The organism is Ferdinandcohnia sp. FSL W7-1320 (assembly GCF_038050315.1).
GTDB lineage: Bacteria > Bacillota > Bacilli > Bacillales > Bacillaceae_L > Ferdinandcohnia > Ferdinandcohnia aciditolerans.
On the sequence record NZ_JBBPAM010000001.1, the window covers coordinates 3190178 to 3209370 of the forward strand.

The 19193-nt window shown below is 38.4% G+C and carries 20 protein-coding genes; all 20 read right to left on the minus strand.

Annotated elements, in window-relative coordinates:
• Positions 1–64 precede the first annotated feature (64 nt).
• Positions 65–907, minus strand: a complete 843-nt coding sequence (ylqF, locus tag NST91_RS15795) for a ribosome biogenesis GTPase YlqF (protein ID WP_341331914.1) — start codon at positions 905–907, stop codon at positions 65–67.
• A gap of 48 nt (positions 908–955) precedes the next feature.
• Positions 956–1489: a signal peptidase I gene (gene lepB / locus NST91_RS15800; RefSeq protein ID WP_341331915.1), complete on the minus strand. Its 534-nt coding sequence runs from the start codon at positions 1487–1489 to the stop codon at positions 956–958.
• A gap of 144 nt (positions 1490–1633) precedes the next feature.
• The gene (rplS, locus tag NST91_RS15805; protein ID WP_121446560.1) at positions 1634–1978 is read right to left on the minus strand and encodes a 50S ribosomal protein L19; all 345 of its coding nucleotides are present in this window, start codon (positions 1976–1978) and stop codon (positions 1634–1636) included.
• 133 nt (positions 1979–2111) lie between these two features.
• Positions 2112–2849 (minus strand): tRNA (guanosine(37)-N1)-methyltransferase TrmD, encoded by a 738-nt coding sequence (trmD, locus tag NST91_RS15810; protein ID WP_309099333.1) that lies wholly within the window; start codon positions 2847–2849, stop codon positions 2112–2114.
• 1 nt (position 2850) lies between these two features.
• A complete protein-coding gene (gene rimM / locus NST91_RS15815) occupies positions 2851–3363 on the minus strand; it encodes a ribosome maturation factor RimM (protein WP_121446558.1) in 513 nt (170 codons plus the stop codon).
• Positions 3364–3374: 11 nt separating this feature from the next.
• Positions 3375–3761 carry a YlqD family protein gene (locus tag NST91_RS15820; protein WP_341331916.1) on the minus strand — a complete coding sequence of 129 codons (387 nt, stop codon included), beginning with the start codon at positions 3759–3761 and terminating at the stop codon, positions 3375–3377.
• A 481-nt stretch (positions 3762–4242) separates the two neighbouring features.
• The gene (locus NST91_RS15825; RefSeq protein ID WP_341331917.1) at positions 4243–4473 is read right to left on the minus strand and encodes a KH domain-containing protein; all 231 of its coding nucleotides are present in this window, start codon (positions 4471–4473) and stop codon (positions 4243–4245) included.
• 14 nt (positions 4474–4487) lie between these two features.
• A complete protein-coding gene (gene rpsP, locus NST91_RS15830; protein WP_077617792.1) occupies positions 4488–4760 on the minus strand; it encodes a 30S ribosomal protein S16 in 273 nt (90 codons plus the stop codon).
• A 253-nt stretch (positions 4761–5013) separates the two neighbouring features.
• Positions 5014–6354 carry a signal recognition particle protein gene (ffh, locus tag NST91_RS15835; RefSeq protein ID WP_099352396.1) on the minus strand — a complete coding sequence of 447 codons (1341 nt, stop codon included), beginning with the start codon at positions 6352–6354 and terminating at the stop codon, positions 5014–5016.
• A 14-nt stretch (positions 6355–6368) separates the two neighbouring features.
• Positions 6369–6698, minus strand: coding sequence for a putative DNA-binding protein (locus tag NST91_RS15840; protein WP_099352395.1), 330 nt, complete (start codon positions 6696–6698; stop codon positions 6369–6371).
• A 151-nt stretch (positions 6699–6849) separates the two neighbouring features.
• A complete protein-coding gene (ftsY, locus tag NST91_RS15845; RefSeq protein ID WP_099352394.1) occupies positions 6850–7839 on the minus strand; it encodes a signal recognition particle-docking protein FtsY in 990 nt (329 codons plus the stop codon).
• A 17-nt stretch (positions 7840–7856) separates the two neighbouring features.
• Complete coding sequence (gene smc, locus NST91_RS15850; protein WP_341331918.1) at positions 7857–11426, minus strand: chromosome segregation protein SMC; 3570 nt, start codon at positions 11424–11426, stop codon at positions 7857–7859.
• A gap of 130 nt (positions 11427–11556) precedes the next feature.
• Positions 11557–12288: a ribonuclease III gene (gene rnc, locus NST91_RS15855; protein ID WP_309099328.1), complete on the minus strand. Its 732-nt coding sequence runs from the start codon at positions 12286–12288 to the stop codon at positions 11557–11559.
• A 60-nt stretch (positions 12289–12348) separates the two neighbouring features.
• Positions 12349–12582, minus strand: coding sequence for an acyl carrier protein (locus tag NST91_RS15860; protein WP_099352471.1), 234 nt, complete (start codon positions 12580–12582; stop codon positions 12349–12351).
• 201 nt (positions 12583–12783) lie between these two features.
• Entirely contained in the window at positions 12784–13524 is a 741-nt protein-coding gene (gene fabG / locus NST91_RS15865; protein ID WP_341331919.1) for a 3-oxoacyl-[acyl-carrier-protein] reductase, read from the minus strand.
• Between the two features lies 1 nt (position 13525).
• Positions 13526–14470, minus strand: a complete 945-nt coding sequence (gene fabD / locus NST91_RS15870; protein WP_341331920.1) for an ACP S-malonyltransferase — start codon at positions 14468–14470, stop codon at positions 13526–13528.
• 12 nt (positions 14471–14482) lie between these two features.
• Positions 14483–15484, minus strand: a complete 1002-nt coding sequence (gene plsX, locus NST91_RS15875) for a phosphate acyltransferase PlsX (protein WP_341331921.1) — start codon at positions 15482–15484, stop codon at positions 14483–14485.
• A gap of 65 nt (positions 15485–15549) precedes the next feature.
• Entirely contained in the window at positions 15550–16128 is a 579-nt protein-coding gene (gene fapR / locus NST91_RS15880) for a transcription factor FapR (RefSeq protein ID WP_341331922.1), read from the minus strand.
• A gap of 115 nt (positions 16129–16243) precedes the next feature.
• On the minus strand, positions 16244–18292 hold the full coding sequence (gene recG / locus NST91_RS15885; RefSeq protein ID WP_341331923.1) for an ATP-dependent DNA helicase RecG: 2049 nt from the start codon (positions 18290–18292) through the stop codon (positions 16244–16246).
• Positions 18285–19172, minus strand: a complete 888-nt coding sequence (gene sdaAA / locus NST91_RS15890) for an L-serine ammonia-lyase, iron-sulfur-dependent, subunit alpha (RefSeq protein ID WP_341331924.1) — start codon at positions 19170–19172, stop codon at positions 18285–18287. The genes recG and sdaAA overlap by 8 nt, the downstream gene beginning before the upstream one ends.
• Positions 19173–19193 lie beyond the last annotated feature (21 nt).

Consider the following 19193-nt stretch of genomic DNA (forward strand, 5'->3'; position numbering starts at 1 on the left):
AATGCTTCATGTAAGTTATATCGTCATTTTCGAAAAAAAATGAAGGCTCGCTATAAAGCGAACCTTAAGGTTTCTCAAATGTTAACCTGCCTAATTTTTCAGTTCGAATTTCTCGAATAATTAATTCTGCTGTTTTATCATAGTCTACAAATCCACCAGACATCATGCTACCACGACGTTTGGCAATTTCATCAAATAGCAATACGATATCATCAGGAATTTCTTCAAGACCAAAACGGTCTTGTAAATTCTCAGGATAATTTTCTTCTAAAAATCTAAGGGCATACACAGCAATATCCTGCAGATTTAGAATTGTGTCTTTAATAGCTCCAGTTGTTGCTAATTTTAGACCCACTTCTTGATCCTCGAATTTTGGCCAAAGAATTCCAGGTGTGTCAAGGAGCTCTAGCTCTTTACCAACCTTGATCCATTGTTGAGCTTTCGTAATCCCAGGACGGTCACCCGTTTGTGCAATATTTTTCTTTGCTAAGCGATTAATTAATGTCGATTTACCGACATTAGGAATCCCAACAATTAATGCTCGTATTGCTCGTGGTCGAATCCCTTTTGCAGCCATTTTGTCAAATTTTTCTTTTAAAATTACCTTTGCTTCACTAACGATTTGCTTCATGCCATTACCTTCTTGTGAATTAATAGCGAGGGCATGTACACCGTTTTCTTTATAATATGAAATCCATTCTTTTGTTAGTTTTGGATCGGCCATGTCTGCTTTATTCAAAAGGAGAAGCCTTGGTTTATTTTTTATGATTTCATCTATCATTGGGTTTCGGGATGATGCAGGAATCCTAGCATCAACAAGTTCGAATACAATATCAATGAGAGAGAGTTTTTCGGTGACCTGTCTTCTCGCTTTTGCCATATGGCCTGGAAACCATTGAATTGTCAATATCTTCACCAACTTATATGGTTTATTTTGTTAAGTTGTCTTTTTCGTTTATTTTACAATACCAAAATCAGATATTGGCCAGTAGATTAGGCTTGTTTCACCTAGGACTTCGCTGATTGGGACTGGGCCGATATGGCGCGAGTCCTTACTGTAGCGGCGATTGTCCCCCATGACAAACAGGTGACCTTCTGGCACTTCTTCTAAAATAAATGGATCTGTAAGTGGTCCATCAATTAGGTTTTTCTTATATTCATCAAGATAGGGTTCTTCGTACGGTTCATCATTAATGTAGAGGATATCGTTTTTATATTCAATTCGATCACCAGGTAATCCTATTATCCGCTTGATGTAATCTTTTTCGACTGTTGCATGGAAGACTACGATGTCAAATCGGTCTGGTTCACCCACCTTATAACCGATCTTATTAACAATCATACGGTCTTGGTGATGTAAGGTTGGCATCATTGAAAGCCCATCTACTACAATCGGTGCAAAGAAAAAATAACGGATTACTGCTGCTAATATGACAGCAATGGCTAGCGCTTTAATCCATTCCCAAAGTTCATTTTTTTGTTTGGCCATCATTGCTCCTCCACCTGTTCTTTTCTCATCTACCAAATAGCTTTTTATATAAGAATAGAGTATGTATTATCCTACTATTATAAATAGAATTTGTACAAATGTAAAAGGAGCTTGTTAATTTTATACAAGCTCCTTTCTCGTTTATTATCGAATTTCTTTAATACGTGCTTTTTTACCACGAAGTTCGCGTAAGTAGTATAATTTCGCACGGCGTACTTTACCACGGCGTACTACTTCAAGCTTCGCAATTTTTGGTGTATGCACTGGGAATGTACGTTCAACACCAACTCCGTAAGATACCTTACGAACAGTGAAAGTTTCGCTAATTCCACCACCACGACGCTTAATCACAACACCTTCATATACCTGAATACGCTCACGGTTACCCTCGATAACTTTAACGTGTACACGTACTGTATCTCCAGGACGGAAAACAGGAAGGTCAGTTCTTAATTGTTCTTTTGTGATTTCTTCAATAATGTTTTGCATCGTCTTTTCAACTCCTTCCAACAGATGCTCTTACCAATATACATTCATTGCAGCGGAACATCTTAATAAGACAAGGACAAATTGCCCAAGTCACAAAGAGTATATTACCATATTCCTGATACCGTTGCAATAGTTACTCTTCATCTATTTTAATTTCTTTTAACCATTTTTCTTGTTTAGGTGAAAGTTGATAGCTTTCAAGTAAATCTGGCCTTCTTTTATATGTTCGTCTAAGTGATTCTTTTTCCCGCCATTCTTCAATATGCATATGATTTCCAGATAAAAGGACATCAGGTACGGTCATCCCTCTAAAATCTGCAGGTCTTGTATAATGAGGGTGTTCTAGTAATCCCGTACTATGAGAATCAAGCACTGGTGAATCCTCATTACCTAATACTCCTGGTAAAAGTCGAACAACACTATCTGAGATAACCATTGCTGCAAGTTCACCGCCAGTTAAAACAAAATCACCAATTGAAATTTCTTCCGTACTTAAATTTTCTCTAATCCGCTCATCATAGCCCTCATAGTGGCCACAAATAAAGATCAAATGATCTTCCTTTGCCAATTGTTCAGCTTTCTGTTGGGTAAATCTCTCTCCCTGTGGGCATAAAAGTATAACTTTAGGTTTTGATTCTGTTTGTTTAGTAAGATCTTCAACGGCATCAAAGATGGGCTGCGGCATTAATACCATTCCAGCTCCACCACCATAAGGATAGTCGTCAACTTTTTGATGTTTGTTATCGGCATATTCACGGAAGTTTACAACCCTGAACGAAACCTTCTCTTTTTCTTGTGCCTTTTTTAAAATGGATTCACCCAGTACGCCATTAAACATATTTGGGAAAAGGGTTAAGATATCGATTTTCATGTTAGATTAATCCTTCCATGAGGTGAATAGTGATTCTTTTTTCATCAATATCAATTTCTTTCACGATATCATCAATAAACGGAATCAAAATTTCCTTACCCTTTGCACCTTTTACAACCCACACATCATTCGCACCTGGTGTTAATATTTCTTTAATAGGTCCTAATTCTTCGCCTTCCTCCGTAACAACAGTACAACCAATTATTTCGTGGAAGTAATATTCTCCTTCCTCTAATGCACCAAGTTGACTTTCATGTACTTTAACTAGGGAGTCTTTAAATTGTTCCACATCATTAACGTTGTCGTAACCTTCAAAAGTAACTAAATCAAAGTTTTTATGAGTACGGTGTGATTGGACTTTAACTTCTAAAGGTTCTTTATCTGCTATAAAGATATGTAATGTATTTCCAACCTTATAACGCTCTTCAGGGAAATCTGTTCTAGAGATAATGCGAACCTCGCCTTTAATTCCATGTGTATTTACAATTTTTCCTACGTTATACCACTTGTCCATTTATTTCACCTCTAACGAATTTCTTCAACTATACCTTCTTTAATAATAATTGTTCGTGCAGTTGTTACTTCATCCCAGTTATCCCCTACATTTATATCAATAATCGATTGTACTTCTTTTTCCTTTATTTCACTGCCTATGGGTAGCATATGTATTTGTTCGATTTGAAACTCAAATTGTTTGATTTTTTCTTGCCTAAGGTTAATTTCATTGGTGAAATAAAGGTTAATTTTTGCAGAATCAAATTTCTTAAGCTTTTCCATTTTTCTTAGTTCAAACTTGAGCTGCTCGCATTCTTTAAGTAGTTGAACTTTATCGACTTGTAATGAATCGATGAGCTTTGCTTTGCTTTTATCCGTTAAAATTTGTTTTACTTCAACTGTTTGGATGATTTTCACGTGCACACAACCCTCATGAATTTATATAAATGTTCAAAAAGGAGGATGAAAAGGACCGGGTCGACAAAAACGCCACGGCCTCATGTCTTGTCGACACTAGTACGTCCTGTACGTTGAAAGTTCAAGGCGGCGCGAGCTCCCGAGTACCGGAGCGAGGCAACTGCTTGAGTTACATCCTTGCAGCCTTGCGCTGAGGAATTGACTTCTAGAATATACTAGTAGACGCAAGCGCATGTCCTAGTTATTTATGATCTTCTAGGAGTAATATTCGCAGAAATTAGATGCGTCATTTTCACCGGACTTTTTAAACATCCACTTATAGAAAAAAGGGGGAGGTTGCCCTCTCCCTTTTCCTTGTTTGGTCTAGTTCCAGCGGTTAGAAACTCGAGAATCTTCAACTCCTTCAGCAGAAGCAAAAACCACTTCTACGTCGGAGTCTCCAAATTTCTCGTTTCTGATCAAGCCGCCTACACTTTTCTTTTTATTCGTTAATTTCTAGATGAATTCGTTTATTATGTCCTGTTCCTGCTGCATAGACAACAGTTCTAATCGCCTTAATAACACGGCCTTGTTTCCCGATAACTTTACCCATATCTTCTTTATTCACGCTTAGCAAATAAGTGACATTGCGGTCGTCTGAGTCTTCAGTGACATTGACTTCTTCAGGATGATCAACCAGTGGCTGTACGATTGTTCTAATTAACTCTTTCATCTGTAAGTTACCCATTACTTACCGTTTTTTGCGTTATGGAATTTCTCCATAATTCCTTGTTTTGAGAACAAGTTACGAACTGTGTCAGATGGTTTAGCACCATTTTGCAACCATTTTAATGCTAATTCTTCATCAATTTTAACTTCTGCAGGTTGAACAACTGGGTTGTAAGTTCCTACTGTTTCAATTTGACGTCCATCACGTGGTGAACGAGAATCAGCTACAACGATACGATAGAAAGGAGATTTTTTTGCTCCCATGCGTTTTAAACGAATTTTTACTGCCATTTTATATAGCACCTCCGAAAATATTTCAACAAGATATAATATTAACTGTTCCACATCTGTTTGTAAAGTGTTTTTTCTTTACATCAATGAAATGGTTATTATTACTACATTTTAAATAGAAAAGCGCAGGGCGCTCGTTCATCGGCGACAAGCATAAGAAAAGCGCTGACAGAAGGCGTTTTTTGCCTTCAGAAGCGATTGACTTATGACCTCGAGCAGATAGCGCCTGAAGCTGGACAACTAGGACTAGGTATTACATAAAAGGAAATTTGAATCCTTTTTTCTTACCTTTTGTCATATTTGTCATTTGCTTCATCATTTTCTTCATGTCTTCAAATTGCTTTAAGAGACGGTTTACTTCTTGAACAGTTCGACCGCTACCTTTTGCAATTCGTTTTTTACGACTTGAATTGATGATCTCAGGTTGTTCCCTCTCGGCCTTTGTCATAGAACGAATGATAGCCTCGACATGACCGATTTGTTTATCATCAACCTGAACATTCTTCAGACCCTTCATTTTGTTAGCACCTGGGAGCATACCAAGAACCTCATCAAGAGGACCCATTTTACGCACCTGTGCTAACTGTTCGAGGAAATCGTCAAATGTAAACGACATAGACTTAAATTTCTTTTCTAGCTCTTTGGCTTTATCTTCATCAACGGAAGCTTGGGCTTTTTCGATGAGCGAAAGCACATCCCCCATCCCTAAAATACGTGAAGCCATACGTTCAGGATGGAATGGTTCTAGAGCATCTAATTTTTCACCAAGACCCACAAATTTAATTGGTGTGTTTGTAACAGCTTTAACTGATAATGCTGCACCACCACGGGTATCCCCATCAAGCTTCGTTAAAACGACACCCGTTAAACCAAGTAAATCATTAAAGCTTTGCGCGACATTGACTGCATCCTGACCTGTCATTGCGTCAACAACAAGGAAAATCTCATCAGGCTGAGTAACTTCTTTGACTTGTTTAAGCTCGTCCATCAATTCCTCATCAATGTGCAAACGTCCCGCTGTATCGATCAACACATAATCATGATGCTCTTCTTTTGCCTTATCAATTGCTTGTTTTGCTATTTCAACAGGACTTACCTGATCTCCAAGTGAAAAGACCGGCATATTAAGTTGTTTGCCCAATGTTTGTAATTGGTCAATCGCAGCTGGACGATAGATATCTGCAGCAACAAGAAGTGGTTTACGATTGTGTTTTTTACGTAATAGGTTGGCAAGCTTCCCAGTAGTTGTGGTTTTACCTGCACCCTGTAAACCAACCATCATAATAACGGTTGGCGGTCTTTTGGCAACCGCAATTTTGCTTTGCTCTCCACCCATAAGGGCTGTAAGCTCCTGCTGAACAACTTTTATAACTTGTTGTCCTGGTGTTAAGCTTTTCATTACCTCTTGTCCAACAGCTCGTTCGCTGACTCGCTTTACAAAATCTTTTACAACTTTGAAGTTTACGTCTGCTTCAAGTAGTGCTAGACGTACTTCTCGCATCATTTCCTTTACATCGGATTCTGATACTTTTCCCTTACCACGAATTTTCTGTAGTGTCCCTTGCAGTCGGTCGGCTAATCCTTCAAATGCCATTTTTTCACCGCCCCTTATTCTAATTTCTCAAGCAACTGTATCACATTTTGAAGCTCTGCGCTATCATCATATTGATGAGAAAGTCGTTTTAGCTCGGCAATCAGTGTTCTTCGCTCTTGAAATTTCTGAAATAGTAACAGTTTTTCCTCGTACTCTTCAAGCATTGTCTCTGTACGCTTGATATTATCATAGACAGCTTGACGACTAATTTCATATTCCTCTGCTATTTCACCAAGGGAAAAGTCATCTAGGTAATATAAAGACATATAGTTTCTTTGCTTTGGCGTTAACAACGATTGATAGAAATCATATAGATAATTCATTCTCGTTGTTTTTTCAAGCATAGTATCTCCCCCTTGTTAAGTGAAATACCTTTACAACTCATAGTTTACCTATTTCACATTAGGTTGTCAAGTTAATTTACTTTACTATCAAATACTCATTGTCAAACTACCTCGAAAAAAGAGCCTGTGTAATCAGGCTCTGAATCGTTACTTATTCTTCTGCTTTCTCGACAAGGTCTGCAAATAGACCGTAAACGTAGTTTTTAGCATCAAATTCCTGAAGGTCGTCTACTTTTTCCCCAAGCCCGATCAGTTTTACAGGAATGTTTAGTTCATTTCGAATTGCCAAGACGATTCCGCCTTTAGCCGTACCATCTAATTTTGTTAATACAATTCCCGTTACATCAGTGGCTGCTGAGAATGTTTTAGCTTGGGTTAACGCGTTTTGTCCTGTTGTCGCATCAAGAACGAGTAAGACTTCATGCGGGGCACCCGGTAATTCACGTTCAATGACGCGTTTAACTTTTTCAAGCTCTTTCATAAGGTTGACCTTATTTTGAAGACGTCCCGCTGTATCACATATTAAGACATCAACGTTTCGGGATTTTGCCGCTTGTACAGCATCATACATAACTGCTGCTGGATCTGAACCTTCTGATTGTTTGATTACATCTACACCGACACGGTCGCCCCAAACTTCAAGCTGCTGAATTGCACCTGCACGGAATGTATCTCCCGCTGCTAAAAGGACAGTTTTCCCCTCATTTTTTAAACGGTTTGCAATTTTACCAATTGATGTGGTTTTACCCACTCCATTAACACCCACAACTAAAATGACAGTAAGACCTTCCTCCTGAATATTTAGCTTGGGTGATTGTTCCTCGTTTCCTTGGTAAATCTCAACAAGTTTTTCCGAGATCACACTTTGAACGTCTTTTGTGTCTTGAATGTTTCTTCGTTTGACTTCCATCTTCAATTCATCAATAAGTTCCATCACGGTAGATACGCCAACATCTGCAGCGATTAATATTTCTTCAAGTTCCTCAAAAAAGTCCTCGTCAACCTTTCGATAGCGAGCAACTAAATCATTAACTCGCTCTGAAAAGGTATTACGAGTTTTTGATAAACCATCCTTAAATTTTTCAGTTACTGAGTCAGCCTGATTGGAAATCTTGTCTTTCAATTTTTTAAAGAAACTCATGTAAATCCCCTTTCGTTCTACGTTTGCGATACAAATTCCTTCGATTCTTCAAGTCGAACCGAAACAAGTTTGGAAACTCCAGATTCCTGCATCGTTACACCATATAGCACATCAGCTTCTTCCATTGTACCCTTACGATGAGTAATAACAATAAATTGTGTTTCATTGCTAAATTTCTTTAAATATTGCGCAAATCGGAACACATTTGCTTCATCAAGTGCAGCCTCCACCTCATCAAGTACACAGAATGGAACAGGACGTACTTTAAGGATTGAAAACAGCAATGCAATTGCAGTTAATGCTCTTTCCCCACCAGATAAAAGCCCTAAGTTCTGGAGTTTCTTCCCGGGAGGCTGAGCAACAATTTCTACCCCTGTATTCAATAAATCATTTGGGTCAGTTAGACGAAGGTCTGCTCGTCCACCACCAAATAAAGCCTGGAAAACCTTTTCGAAATGGGATCGAATACTTGTAAAAGTAGTTTCAAATCTCTTTTTCATTTCGTCATCCATTTCATCAATCACTTGAAACAACGTATCCTTTGCTTCCTGCAGGTCATTTTGTTGTTCTGTCAAGAATGTAAAGCGTTCAGATACCCTCTCATATTCGTCGATTGCTCCAAGGTTGACAGTACCAAGCTCTTCAATAGCAAGCTTTATCAGTTTTACCTTCTTTCTTGCTTCGGAAACTTCGATTTGAAGAGGAAATTGTTCTTTAGCAGCCTCATAGGTTAATAAATATTCCTCACGAAGATGTGTTAAACCATTCTCAAGTTCAACATCTAAGCGATTCACCCTTACCTCTTCCTCTTGTAGAATGTCTACGAGCTGCTTGTACTGACGTCTTGATTCCTTTAATTCACGCTCTAGATCTTCAAGAGTCATTTGTAGTTGGAGGCGATGGTCTCTCTTATTGCTAATCATTTGGATTGCTTCGTTCTTATCATTTAGTTTTTGCTTTGCTGCTTCTTCAAGCTCTAATTCACCTGAATTACTAGAAGTCATTTCATTATCAAGAAGCGCTAAATCCTCTTTCAACTCAGTAAGCTTAGCGTGCCCGTCATTAAACTCTTCCTCTAATCGATTCACCTTTTCTTGTTGATGTTCGAGTGCTTGTTTTTTCCTGGCTAAAATAACCTTTTGCTCTGTTATTTCTGTTTGTACTGTTTCACGTGAAGTTTGTTGGTCAGACTTTTGTGAATTTAATTGGGCAATCGTCTTGTCTAAAGAGTGCAGCTCTTCATCAAGAGCAGCTAATTTATGCTTAAGCTCTTCTAATCGAGCTGTCATCTTTTCTTTATCCAGTTGATATTGTTGCTTCTCATCATCATACAATTCTAAATGCTCATTCACGTTTTGCTCTTTCAAAGCAACTTCTCGATATTCACCTTTAATCGTTTGCTCTTTTAAGCGTAATGTTTCTCCTGTTTGACGGAGCTTTTCAAGCATTTCTTCTTGCTGGGCAATTAGCTTTTTCTTATCTTTGACCGTTTTTTCGAGTTCTGTTGTTTTAACTTCCATATCCGTTAACTTTTTTGTTATTGCCTCAAGCTCACGGCCTCTACTTAATAAAGAATTCGACTTTTGTTTGACAGCTCCCCCAGTCATCGAACCACCAGGATTTACAACATCTCCATCAAGCGTGACAATTCGATACCTATGCCCAACAAGCGATGCAAGCTCATTCGCACCTTTTAGATCTTTTGTAATAATAATTGTTCCTAACAGATTGGAAATAACAGATTGGTATCTTTCTTCGTAGGAAATTAATTCAGAAGCTACTCCAATAAATGCTTGATGTCCTTTAATTGCGACAAGTTGGGTTGCAGATATTGAACGTTCTTTTATGACGTTCATCGGTAAAAACGTTGCTCGACCATACGAATTTTTCTTCAAATACTGGATTGCAGACCTAGCATTTTTTTCATTGTCCACGACAATATGCTGTGTTGCCGCACCCAATGCGATTTCAACAGCGGTCTCATATTCTTTTGGAACTTGAATTAATTCTGCAATTGCACCTTCGATTCCTTCAAGTTGATCATTTCTTGCTTTTAAAACTTCCTTAACTCCTTGGAAGAATCCAGAATAATCATCCTGCATCTCTTCAAGCATTTCTTTTCTAGACTTCGTTTGTTGCAGGTATTGATATGCCTGATAAAGCATGCTTTCTTGTTTCTGATAGTTTTTCTTTCCATTCTCTAGCTTTCCTTGTAATTCTCTAAAAGAAACAATTTGGTGATTTATCTCTTGTTCGATTACAGAGAGCTTTGTTTGTAGACGTACTTTCTCATCGAGAATTTCTTTGCGCTCTACTAGATATTTTTGATTTGACTCATCTAAACGAGCTACTTTCGCTTCCTGCTGTGAAAGCTGATCATTAATATAGCCAATTTCATTTCGAAAAGAAGCCTGTTTATTTAGCAACTCAAAATAATCACTTTTCAAATTCTCAATTTTCTCTTCAATATTTTGGTCATACGAAGCAAGTAACGTTTGCTTTTCTTTTAACTGCTGTCCAAGTACTTTAACTTCTTCATTTAGCTTCGAAAGTTCTTGTTGCTCAGTTTGCTTATTTTCTTTTAGAGTCTCCAGCTTTTGTGAAAGTTCAAGAATTGAATTTTCAAGCTGGCCTTTGTTTTGCGATGCATTTTTTTTGCGTTCTTTTAATACTTCTTTGCGACCTTCTAATTTTTCAAGTTCTTCACTTGTCCTTAACAGGAGTTGTTGCAATTCATGAATTGATGAATCAGCCGCTTCAATACCAGCTCGTAGTTCTTCAATTTTGGCTTCCTTGCCTTGGAGTTTTGTGTTTAAAGAAAGTTCTTGCTCTTTATGCTCTTCGACAAGCTTAGATAGCTTCACCCATTTTTCATGAAGATCTTCAATTTCATAAACAGTTAAGCCTACTTCGATTGTTTCTAGCTCTTTCTTCTTTTCAAGATAATCTTTTGCAATCGAAGACTGGATTTGCAGTGGCTCTATTTGTGATTCAAGCTCATGAATGATGTCGTTAACACGATTTAAATTTTCCTGTGTTTCAGCAAGCTTATATTCTGCTTTCTTTTTACGGGTTTTGTATTTTAACACCCCTGCCGCTTCTTCAAAAATGCTACGTCGTTCTTCAGCTTTACTGCTTAAAATTTCTTCTACTTTTCCTTGACTAATGATTGAAAAAGCTTCACGGCCAAGTCCAGAATCCATTAATAAATCCACAATATCTTTTAAACGACATGCTTGTTTATTTATTAAAAACTCACTTTCACCAGACCGGTATACACGGCGAGTTATACTCACTTCATGATAGTCGATTGGTAAAAATTGATCTTCGTTATCCAACGTTAATGTTACTTCAGCTACATTTAGTGCTTTGCGACTATCACTTCCTGCGAAAATGATATCTTCCATTTTCGACCCACGCAATGATTTTGCTGACTGTTCTCCGAGAACCCATCGTATACCATCAGTGATATTACTTTTACCACTACCATTCGGCCCAACGACAGCCGTAACCCCAGGTACAAAATCTACTGCAATTCTTTCAGCAAACGATTTAAATCCTACTATATCTAAACGTTTGAGGAACATAAACTTCCCCCTCAATTACAATTTAAAGTCCTACATATTTTATCATAAACAAGTATTTTATTGGATGTCTTTTTCTAGTAATACTTGTATAGGCAAAAATATAACCCCACGATATCGTGGGGTACGCTACTTATTTTTGTTTGTTCTTCAGCTTTTGTAAGGCAATTTCTGCCGCATGCTGTTCAGCTTCCTTTTTCGATCGTCCTGTGCCTATTCCAAGTTCCTCGCCATTTAAAGAAACGCGTGAAACGAATTCACGACTATGGGCTGGTCCCTTTTCTTGGAGAACCTTATATTCAATAACTCCAGTTCCATCCCGCTGGACAAGCTCTTGTAGCTGACTCTTAAAATCCATCACATGAGAAAAAGCACCCGCATTAATTTTAGGTATGACTGTTTTATCCAAAAACTGGTTGACAACCTCTAATCCATGATCAAGATAAAGCGCTCCAATAAATGCCTCAAATACATCAGCAAGTAAGGCTGGTCGCTCTCTACCACCAGTCATTTCCTCTCCTTTTCCTAGTAAAACGAGTTCCCCAAACTTTAATTCATTTGCAAAGGTTACTAATGATGGCTCACAAACAATTGCCGCACGCATCTTTGTTAACTCACCTTCACTCATGATTGGAAACTTTTTAAAGAGGAATTTGGAAATGGTTAGTTCTAAAACAGCATCTCCTAAAAATTCAAGCCGTTCATTGTCTTCGTGAGGCTTTTTTCGATGCTCATTCACATAAGATGAATGTGTAAATGCTTGAATAAGTAATCCTTCATCATGGAACTGAATTCCAAGTCGCTCCTGAAAAGCTTTAAATTTTAGAGCGAATTTATTACCTTTGTCTTTATTTATCCGCTTCACCTTATGAACCTCCAAGGAGAAAGCCCCGTTTAATTAACGGGACCTATATTCTAAGAAATATTATAGCTGGCTTTTTATGTAATTTACAGCGTCACCAACTGTAGCAATTTTTTCAGCCTCATCATCTGAAATTTCCATGTCAAACTCATCTTCAAGTTCCATAACAAGTTCAACTACGTCTAGTGAATCCGCTCCAAGATCATCTTTAAAAGAAGCCTCTAAAGTTACTGCTGATTCCTCAACACCTAAGCGGTCAACCACGATTTTTGTAATTCTCTCAAACACATCTGCCATTTCCATTCACCTCCCCTCAAGGTATTATATTTTGTTTTACTAGAAAAGTGCAAGAGCCTTTACAATAGTTTTTCGTATTGCCCAGTTCCAGGCACCATCAGCTCACTGGTCTAACCAATCGTTACTGAAGGTAAAAGACACTTTGGTTCAGCGCTTGTCTAAACCTTATCCCCTCAAGTAGTGGGCCTTGTACTTTTCTATTTACATTACCATTCCACCGTCAATATGCAAGGTTTGACCTGTCATATAGTTGCTATGATCTGATGCAAGGAAGAGAACAACTCCAGAGATATCGGTTGTTTCACCAAATCTATTAAGAGGAATTAGTTTTAACATTTCATTCTTAACGTCTTCAGGAAGCTTATCTGTCATATCAGTCGTAATAAATCCCGGCGCTACAGCGTTCACTGTAATATTTCTGCTCGCTAATTCCTTCGCTGCAGTTTTCGTTAATCCGATTACCCCAGCCTTTGCAGCAACATAGTTAGCTTGTCCTGGATTACCACTAACACCCACGATTGAAGCTATATTTATAATTTTTCCAGAACGTTGCTTCATCATCTGTCTTGTAACTGCTTTCGTGCTAAGAAATACACCTTTTAGGTTAATATTAATAACATCGTCCCATTCTTCCTCTTTCATTCTCATCAACAAATTATCCCTAGTAATTCCTGCGTTATTAACAAGAATATCAAGACTGCCGAAAGTAGAAATAACTTCTTTAACCATATTTGTCACCGAATCTGCATCTGACACATTCGCTTGGATTGCAAATGCTTCTTGACCTAATGCTTTAATCTCATCAACAACTTCGTTTGCTTTTTGTTCACTACCAGAATAGTTTACCGCAACTTTTGCACCTGCTTTTGCTAACTCAATTGCAATTGTTCGGCCAATTCCACGTGAAGCACCGGTAACCAATGCTACTTTGCCATTTAACATCTTAATTTCCCTCCTTCAATGCACGAATCGTTGCTTCGAGAGTTTCTGTATCACTTATTGCATATGTTGCTACTCTGCGATTTACTTTTTTAACCAAACCTGAAAGAACTTTACCAGGGCCAATTTCGATAAAAGTATCTACGCCTTGGTCAAGCATATATTGAACAGAACTTTCCCATAAAACAGGTGAATATAATTGCTTTACCAGATTTTCTTTTATTTGATCAGCTGAAGTCATTTCTTCCGCATTAACATTAGCCACGACTGGAACAGATGCATCAATAATCTCAATTTGGTCCAATACGGAACGTAATTTTTCAGCGGCTGGCTCCATTAATGAAGAATGAAACGGCCCACTTACCTCAAGCGGAATCGCTCGTTTTGCTCCCTTTTCCTTTGCTAATTCACAAGCTTTCTGTACCCCTTCGGCAGATCCTGAAATAACAATTTGGCCAGGACAATTAATATTCGCTAGCTGTACTGGAAGACCTAAAGCAGCTATTTCTTCGGTTACAGCGTGTAAGTCTTCACTGCTCATCCCTAAAATCGCTGCCATTGTGCCTTGACCTGCAGGTACAGCTTCTTCCATAAATTCGCCACGTTTGCGTACTGTACGAACAGCATCTTCAAAGCTCAGTGCGCCAGCAGCTACTAACGCCGTATACTCACCAAGACTATGTCCCGCTACATAATCAGGTGTAAGATCTTCTTGCTTGAATTTTTCAAGAATTGCAATACTCGTCGTTAATAGTGATGGTTGGGCATTAGTTGTCAGTGTTAAATTTTCCTGTGGACCATTAAAAATAAGCGAGGACAATTCCTCACCTAGCGCTTTGTCAGCTCTAGTAAAAATATCTTGAACCGTTTCTGAAGCATCTGCTAATTCCTTCCCCATTCCCACGGTCTGAGAACCTTGTCCTGGAAAAACGAATGCAATCTTACCCATTCTCTATTCCCCCTATTCGTCTACTGTAGGATTAATATCCTCTAATGTTTTACGTATTGTTCCAGCTACATCCTTCTCTACCATTTCATAGGTTTGACGGATGGCACTAAATAAACCATTTGCATCTGAAGAACCATGGGCTTTTATAACAGGAGCTTTTAATCCAAATAATCCTGCCCCTCCGTATTCTGAGTAATCTAATGTCTTTTTTAATCCCTTTAATTCTGGCATTAATAGACCAGCAGCTATTTTACTTTTTAGATTACTTGTAAAAGCTGTTTTCAACATTTTAAACATGGAAAGAGCAGTACCTTCAATTGTCTTTAACGCTACGTTACCTGTAAATCCGTCTGTAACAACAACATCGGCAACCCCGTCAAGTAGGTCTCTTGCCTCTACGTTTCCAACGAAATTAAGATTTGTTGCTTTCATCATTTCAAATGCATGTTTCGTTAATTCATTCCCTTTTTTATCTTCTGTACCGACATTTAATAGTCCTACTCGAGGATTTGTAACTCCACGAACCTTTTCAGAGTAGATTGAACCCATTATCGCATACTGAAGCAAATGCTCAGGCTTTGCATCAACATTTGCACCAACATCAAGCATGAGAAATCCCTTTTTATCTAGAGTTGGTAAAGTCGGTGCTAACGCTGGTCGATCAATCCCCTCAATTCGGCCAACGATAAAGAGTCCAGCAGTCATTAATGCCCCTGTATTTCCTGCAGAAATACAGGCATCTGCACGTCCCTCACTAACCTCTTTTGCCATTAAGACCATCGATGCGTTCTTTTTTCTTCTAACAGCCCTCACAGGTTCATCTGTACCTTCTATTACTTCTGTTGTATGTAAAATTGTGATTCTTTCATCTTCAGTTAAGTGTTTGCGAATTTTTGCTTCATCGCCAATAAGTGTAACTTCAAGGTCTTTATAATGCTTTAATGCAGATATTGTCCCCTTTACAATTTCCTCTGGGGCATGATCCCCGCCCATTGCATCAATTGCAAGCTTCATCTTTGTATCAATCCTTTTGTTTGCTTTTAGGTAGTCAGATGCTCATAACTTGAGTTCGTTCTCTATTATGAATCAATTTTTACTTGTTTATTAGAACGATACATTGTAAATTCACCGGAAAACACCAATTCATTTCCAACATAGCTTTTTACATCTACGATTGTTCTCCCTTTTTCCTCAGAACCTTTCACTTTTGCTTTTGCGACGACACGCTCATCTAGTTTTACTTGTCTCGTAAAACGAATATTCGCTTTTGCCGTAAGCGCAAGCTCATCATTAATGACAGCAACCGCTAGTGAATTTGCTTGAGCAAAAAGATGATGTCCACGAGCTATATGGTTACGTTTAAAAACATGCTCCTGTGTTACATCAAAGATTGAAATCGCACTGTCATCTAATTCAATATCAATGATTTCACCAATTACTTCATCAATTGGTAAAGATTTAACTTCATCTTCTAATTTTTTTTCAGCAACATTCTTGATTCGCTCACGCAGTTCAGGAATTGATAGTTCTAATCGGTCCAATCTAATTGTTTGAACACTTACCATGAACTTTTCAGCTAAGTCTTCATCAGTTATAAACGGATTTACTTTAATCGTTTCCTGTAATAGTTGCTGCCGTTCTTTTTTACTCTTTCTCATTTAAAAACACACCGTCCGCACTCTTAAGACTAGGTACTAATAGTTAGTATATAATTAAAAAAAGCAGATTGCAAGAAGAAATCCTCCTCACAAGCTGCCCTATACGATATGGGGTTTAGTCAAGTTTTTCGCCATCTAAAATACCAGATTGTAATAAATCTTTCCTAAGGTGTTTGTAAGATTCATCTTTCCAAAACACCTGCGAATTTATGAGTTTAGTAGCATCATTTCTAGCGACCTCTAAGGTTCGATAATCGTGAACCATATCTGCGACTTTAAATTCTGGAACACCACTTTGTTTTCTCCCAAAGAAGTCACCAGGGCCACGAAGTTCTAAATCTTTTTCTGATAAAACAAATCCATCATTTGTTTCCGTCATGATCCGCATTCGTTCTTTTCCCACTTCAGATTTTGGATCAGCTAGAAGGATACAATAAGACTGTTCACTTCCCCGTCCAACACGTCCCCGTAATTGGTGAAGTTGTGATAGTCCGAATCGTTCAGCATCATAAATTACCATCAATGTCGCATTGGGAACATTCACACCAACTTCGACTACTGTTGTGGAAACTAGGATTTGAACTTCATTTTCACTAAATTGTCTCATTACATCGTCTTTTTCGTCTGCGGACAAACGACCATGCATTAAGCCGACCTTTGCTTTATTTTGAAAATGAAATGAGAGCATTGAATGAACATCAATTGCATTTTGTACATCTAGTTTATCTGATTCCTCAATCAGAGGGCATATAACATAGGCTTGTCTACCTTTAGCAAGCTCTTTTTCAATAAACACTAATATCCGTTCTAGTAACTCATGCTTCACCCAATATGTTTCAATTTTTTTCCTTCCGGCTGGCATTTCATCGATTACAGAGACATCCATCTCTCCAAAAACTGTAATCGCAAGAGTCCGTGGAATTGGTGTTGCAGTCATAAAGAGCACATCAGGATTTTCTCCTTTTTCCCGCAATACCCTGCGTTGTTCAACACCAAAGCGATGCTGTTCATCTGTAATTACCAGGCCAAGCCTATGGAAATTAACTTCATCTTGAATTAGTGCATGAGTACCAACTAAAATATGAACTTCACCCGCTTTAAGCTGCTCGAGGATTTCTCTTCTTCGTTTACCCTTAACAGAGCTTGATAGCAGTTGAATATTTAACCCGTACTCGGAAAATAACTCCATTAATGAATGTGAATGCTGTTCTGCTAAAATTTCTGTTGGAACCATTAATGCTCCCTGATATCCAGAAAGGATTGTGGCATATAATGAAATAGCAGCAACAACCGTCTTGCCTGAACCAACATCACCTTGTAGCAAGCGATTCATTCGATATGGGGAGCGGAGATCATTAATTATTTCAGTGACAACCCGATTTTGGGCATTTGTTAAAGGAAATGGCAGTCCATTCATGAATCCTTCTAATTTTTCTATCTGAATGTCCATTGCTGAACCCATCGTTTGTTCCCGTTCAAATTTCCTAAGTGCCTGCATTTTTAGTTGGAAAAGTAGAAACTCCTCATATACAAAGCGTCTTCTAGCCTGTTTTAAATCTTGATGACTTAATGGATGATGCATGATTTTAATAGCATCCTTCTTAGGTAAAAGCTTGTATGTGGTTAATAATTGTTCCGGGAGATTGTCCTCAATTTGATCACCAAACTGCCCAAGGGCAAGTGCCATAAACCGCTTTATTCCTTTAGCAGTGATCTTTCCTTTTGTTGAATAAACCGGTTCAATCCGATTGTCATTCGTCATTGGACCAAAAACTATCTCACTAACGGTAATTGTTTGACGATGTTGATCCCATTTTCCGGAAATCGTAATAGTATCATTTAATGATATTTTATTCTTATAATATGGCCGATTAAAGCAGGTCGCTGTAATAAGATAACGACCAACTAAGACCCTAAAAGTTAAGCGCGAACGCTTACGATTGTAATAGGTTAATAGTGGTTCACTATGAACTTTTCCCTCAATCGTTATTTTCTCCTCATGCTTAACTTCTGCTAGGTCTCTAAGACTATAGTCTTCAAATCGATATGGGAAGTACAATAGTAGGTCAAGAATGGAATAGATGTGCATCTCGTTAAGCTGTAATCCTGTCTCCTCGCCGATTCCTTTTATTTCAGTGACAGGTTGTTGAAGTTGACTATTCACTTTTGTTTAGCGAAATCCCAAAGATCTTTGCTTCAAGAGCACGACCAGTTGGAGTTGCCGCTAGTCCTCCCTGTGCTGTTTCTTTTAGTGCCGTTGGCATTGTCTGACCTATTCTGTACATCGCATCGATTACCTCATCACATGGGATCCGACTTGTAACTCCTGCTAATGCCATATCTGCAGCAACCATAGCATTCGCTGCTCCCATCGCATTCCTCTTAACACATGGTACCTCGACAAGTCCTGCCACAGGGTCACATACTAGTCCAAGCATATTCTTTAAAGTAATCGCCATTGCTTCTGCAGATTGCTGTGGAGTACCGCCTGCCATCTCAACTATTGCAGCAGCAGCCATTCCAGCAGCAGATCCAACCTCAGCTTGACAGCCTCCAGCAGCACCAGAAATAGATGCATTGTTCGCAACAACAAATCCAAATGCGCCAGCGGTAAATAAAAATTCAACCATTTGCTCTTTTGTTGGATTCAATTTTTCTTTCACAGCAAATAAAGTGCCTGGTACAACACCTGCAGAGCCTGCAGTTGGTGTCGCGCAAATTGTTCCCATTGCTGCATTAACTTCATTAGTCGCTACAGCCTTGCTAACAGCGTCCAGGACTGTTTTACCCGTTAAAAAGTTTCCTTTATTTATATAATCCTGTAGAAGAACAGCATCTCCGCCTGTTAAACCTGAAAGTGACGATACTCCAGACAATCCTCTTTCAACAGCTTTTTCCATCACTTCAAGATTTCGTTCCATTTGTGAGATGATTTCTTCACGAGTTTTACCAGTTACTTCAACCTCTTGTTCAATCATCACTTCTGCTATTTTCATATTTTTAGAAGTAGCAAGTTCTACTAACTCAGCAACATTACGAAACATAAAAAATCCTCCTGTCGATTA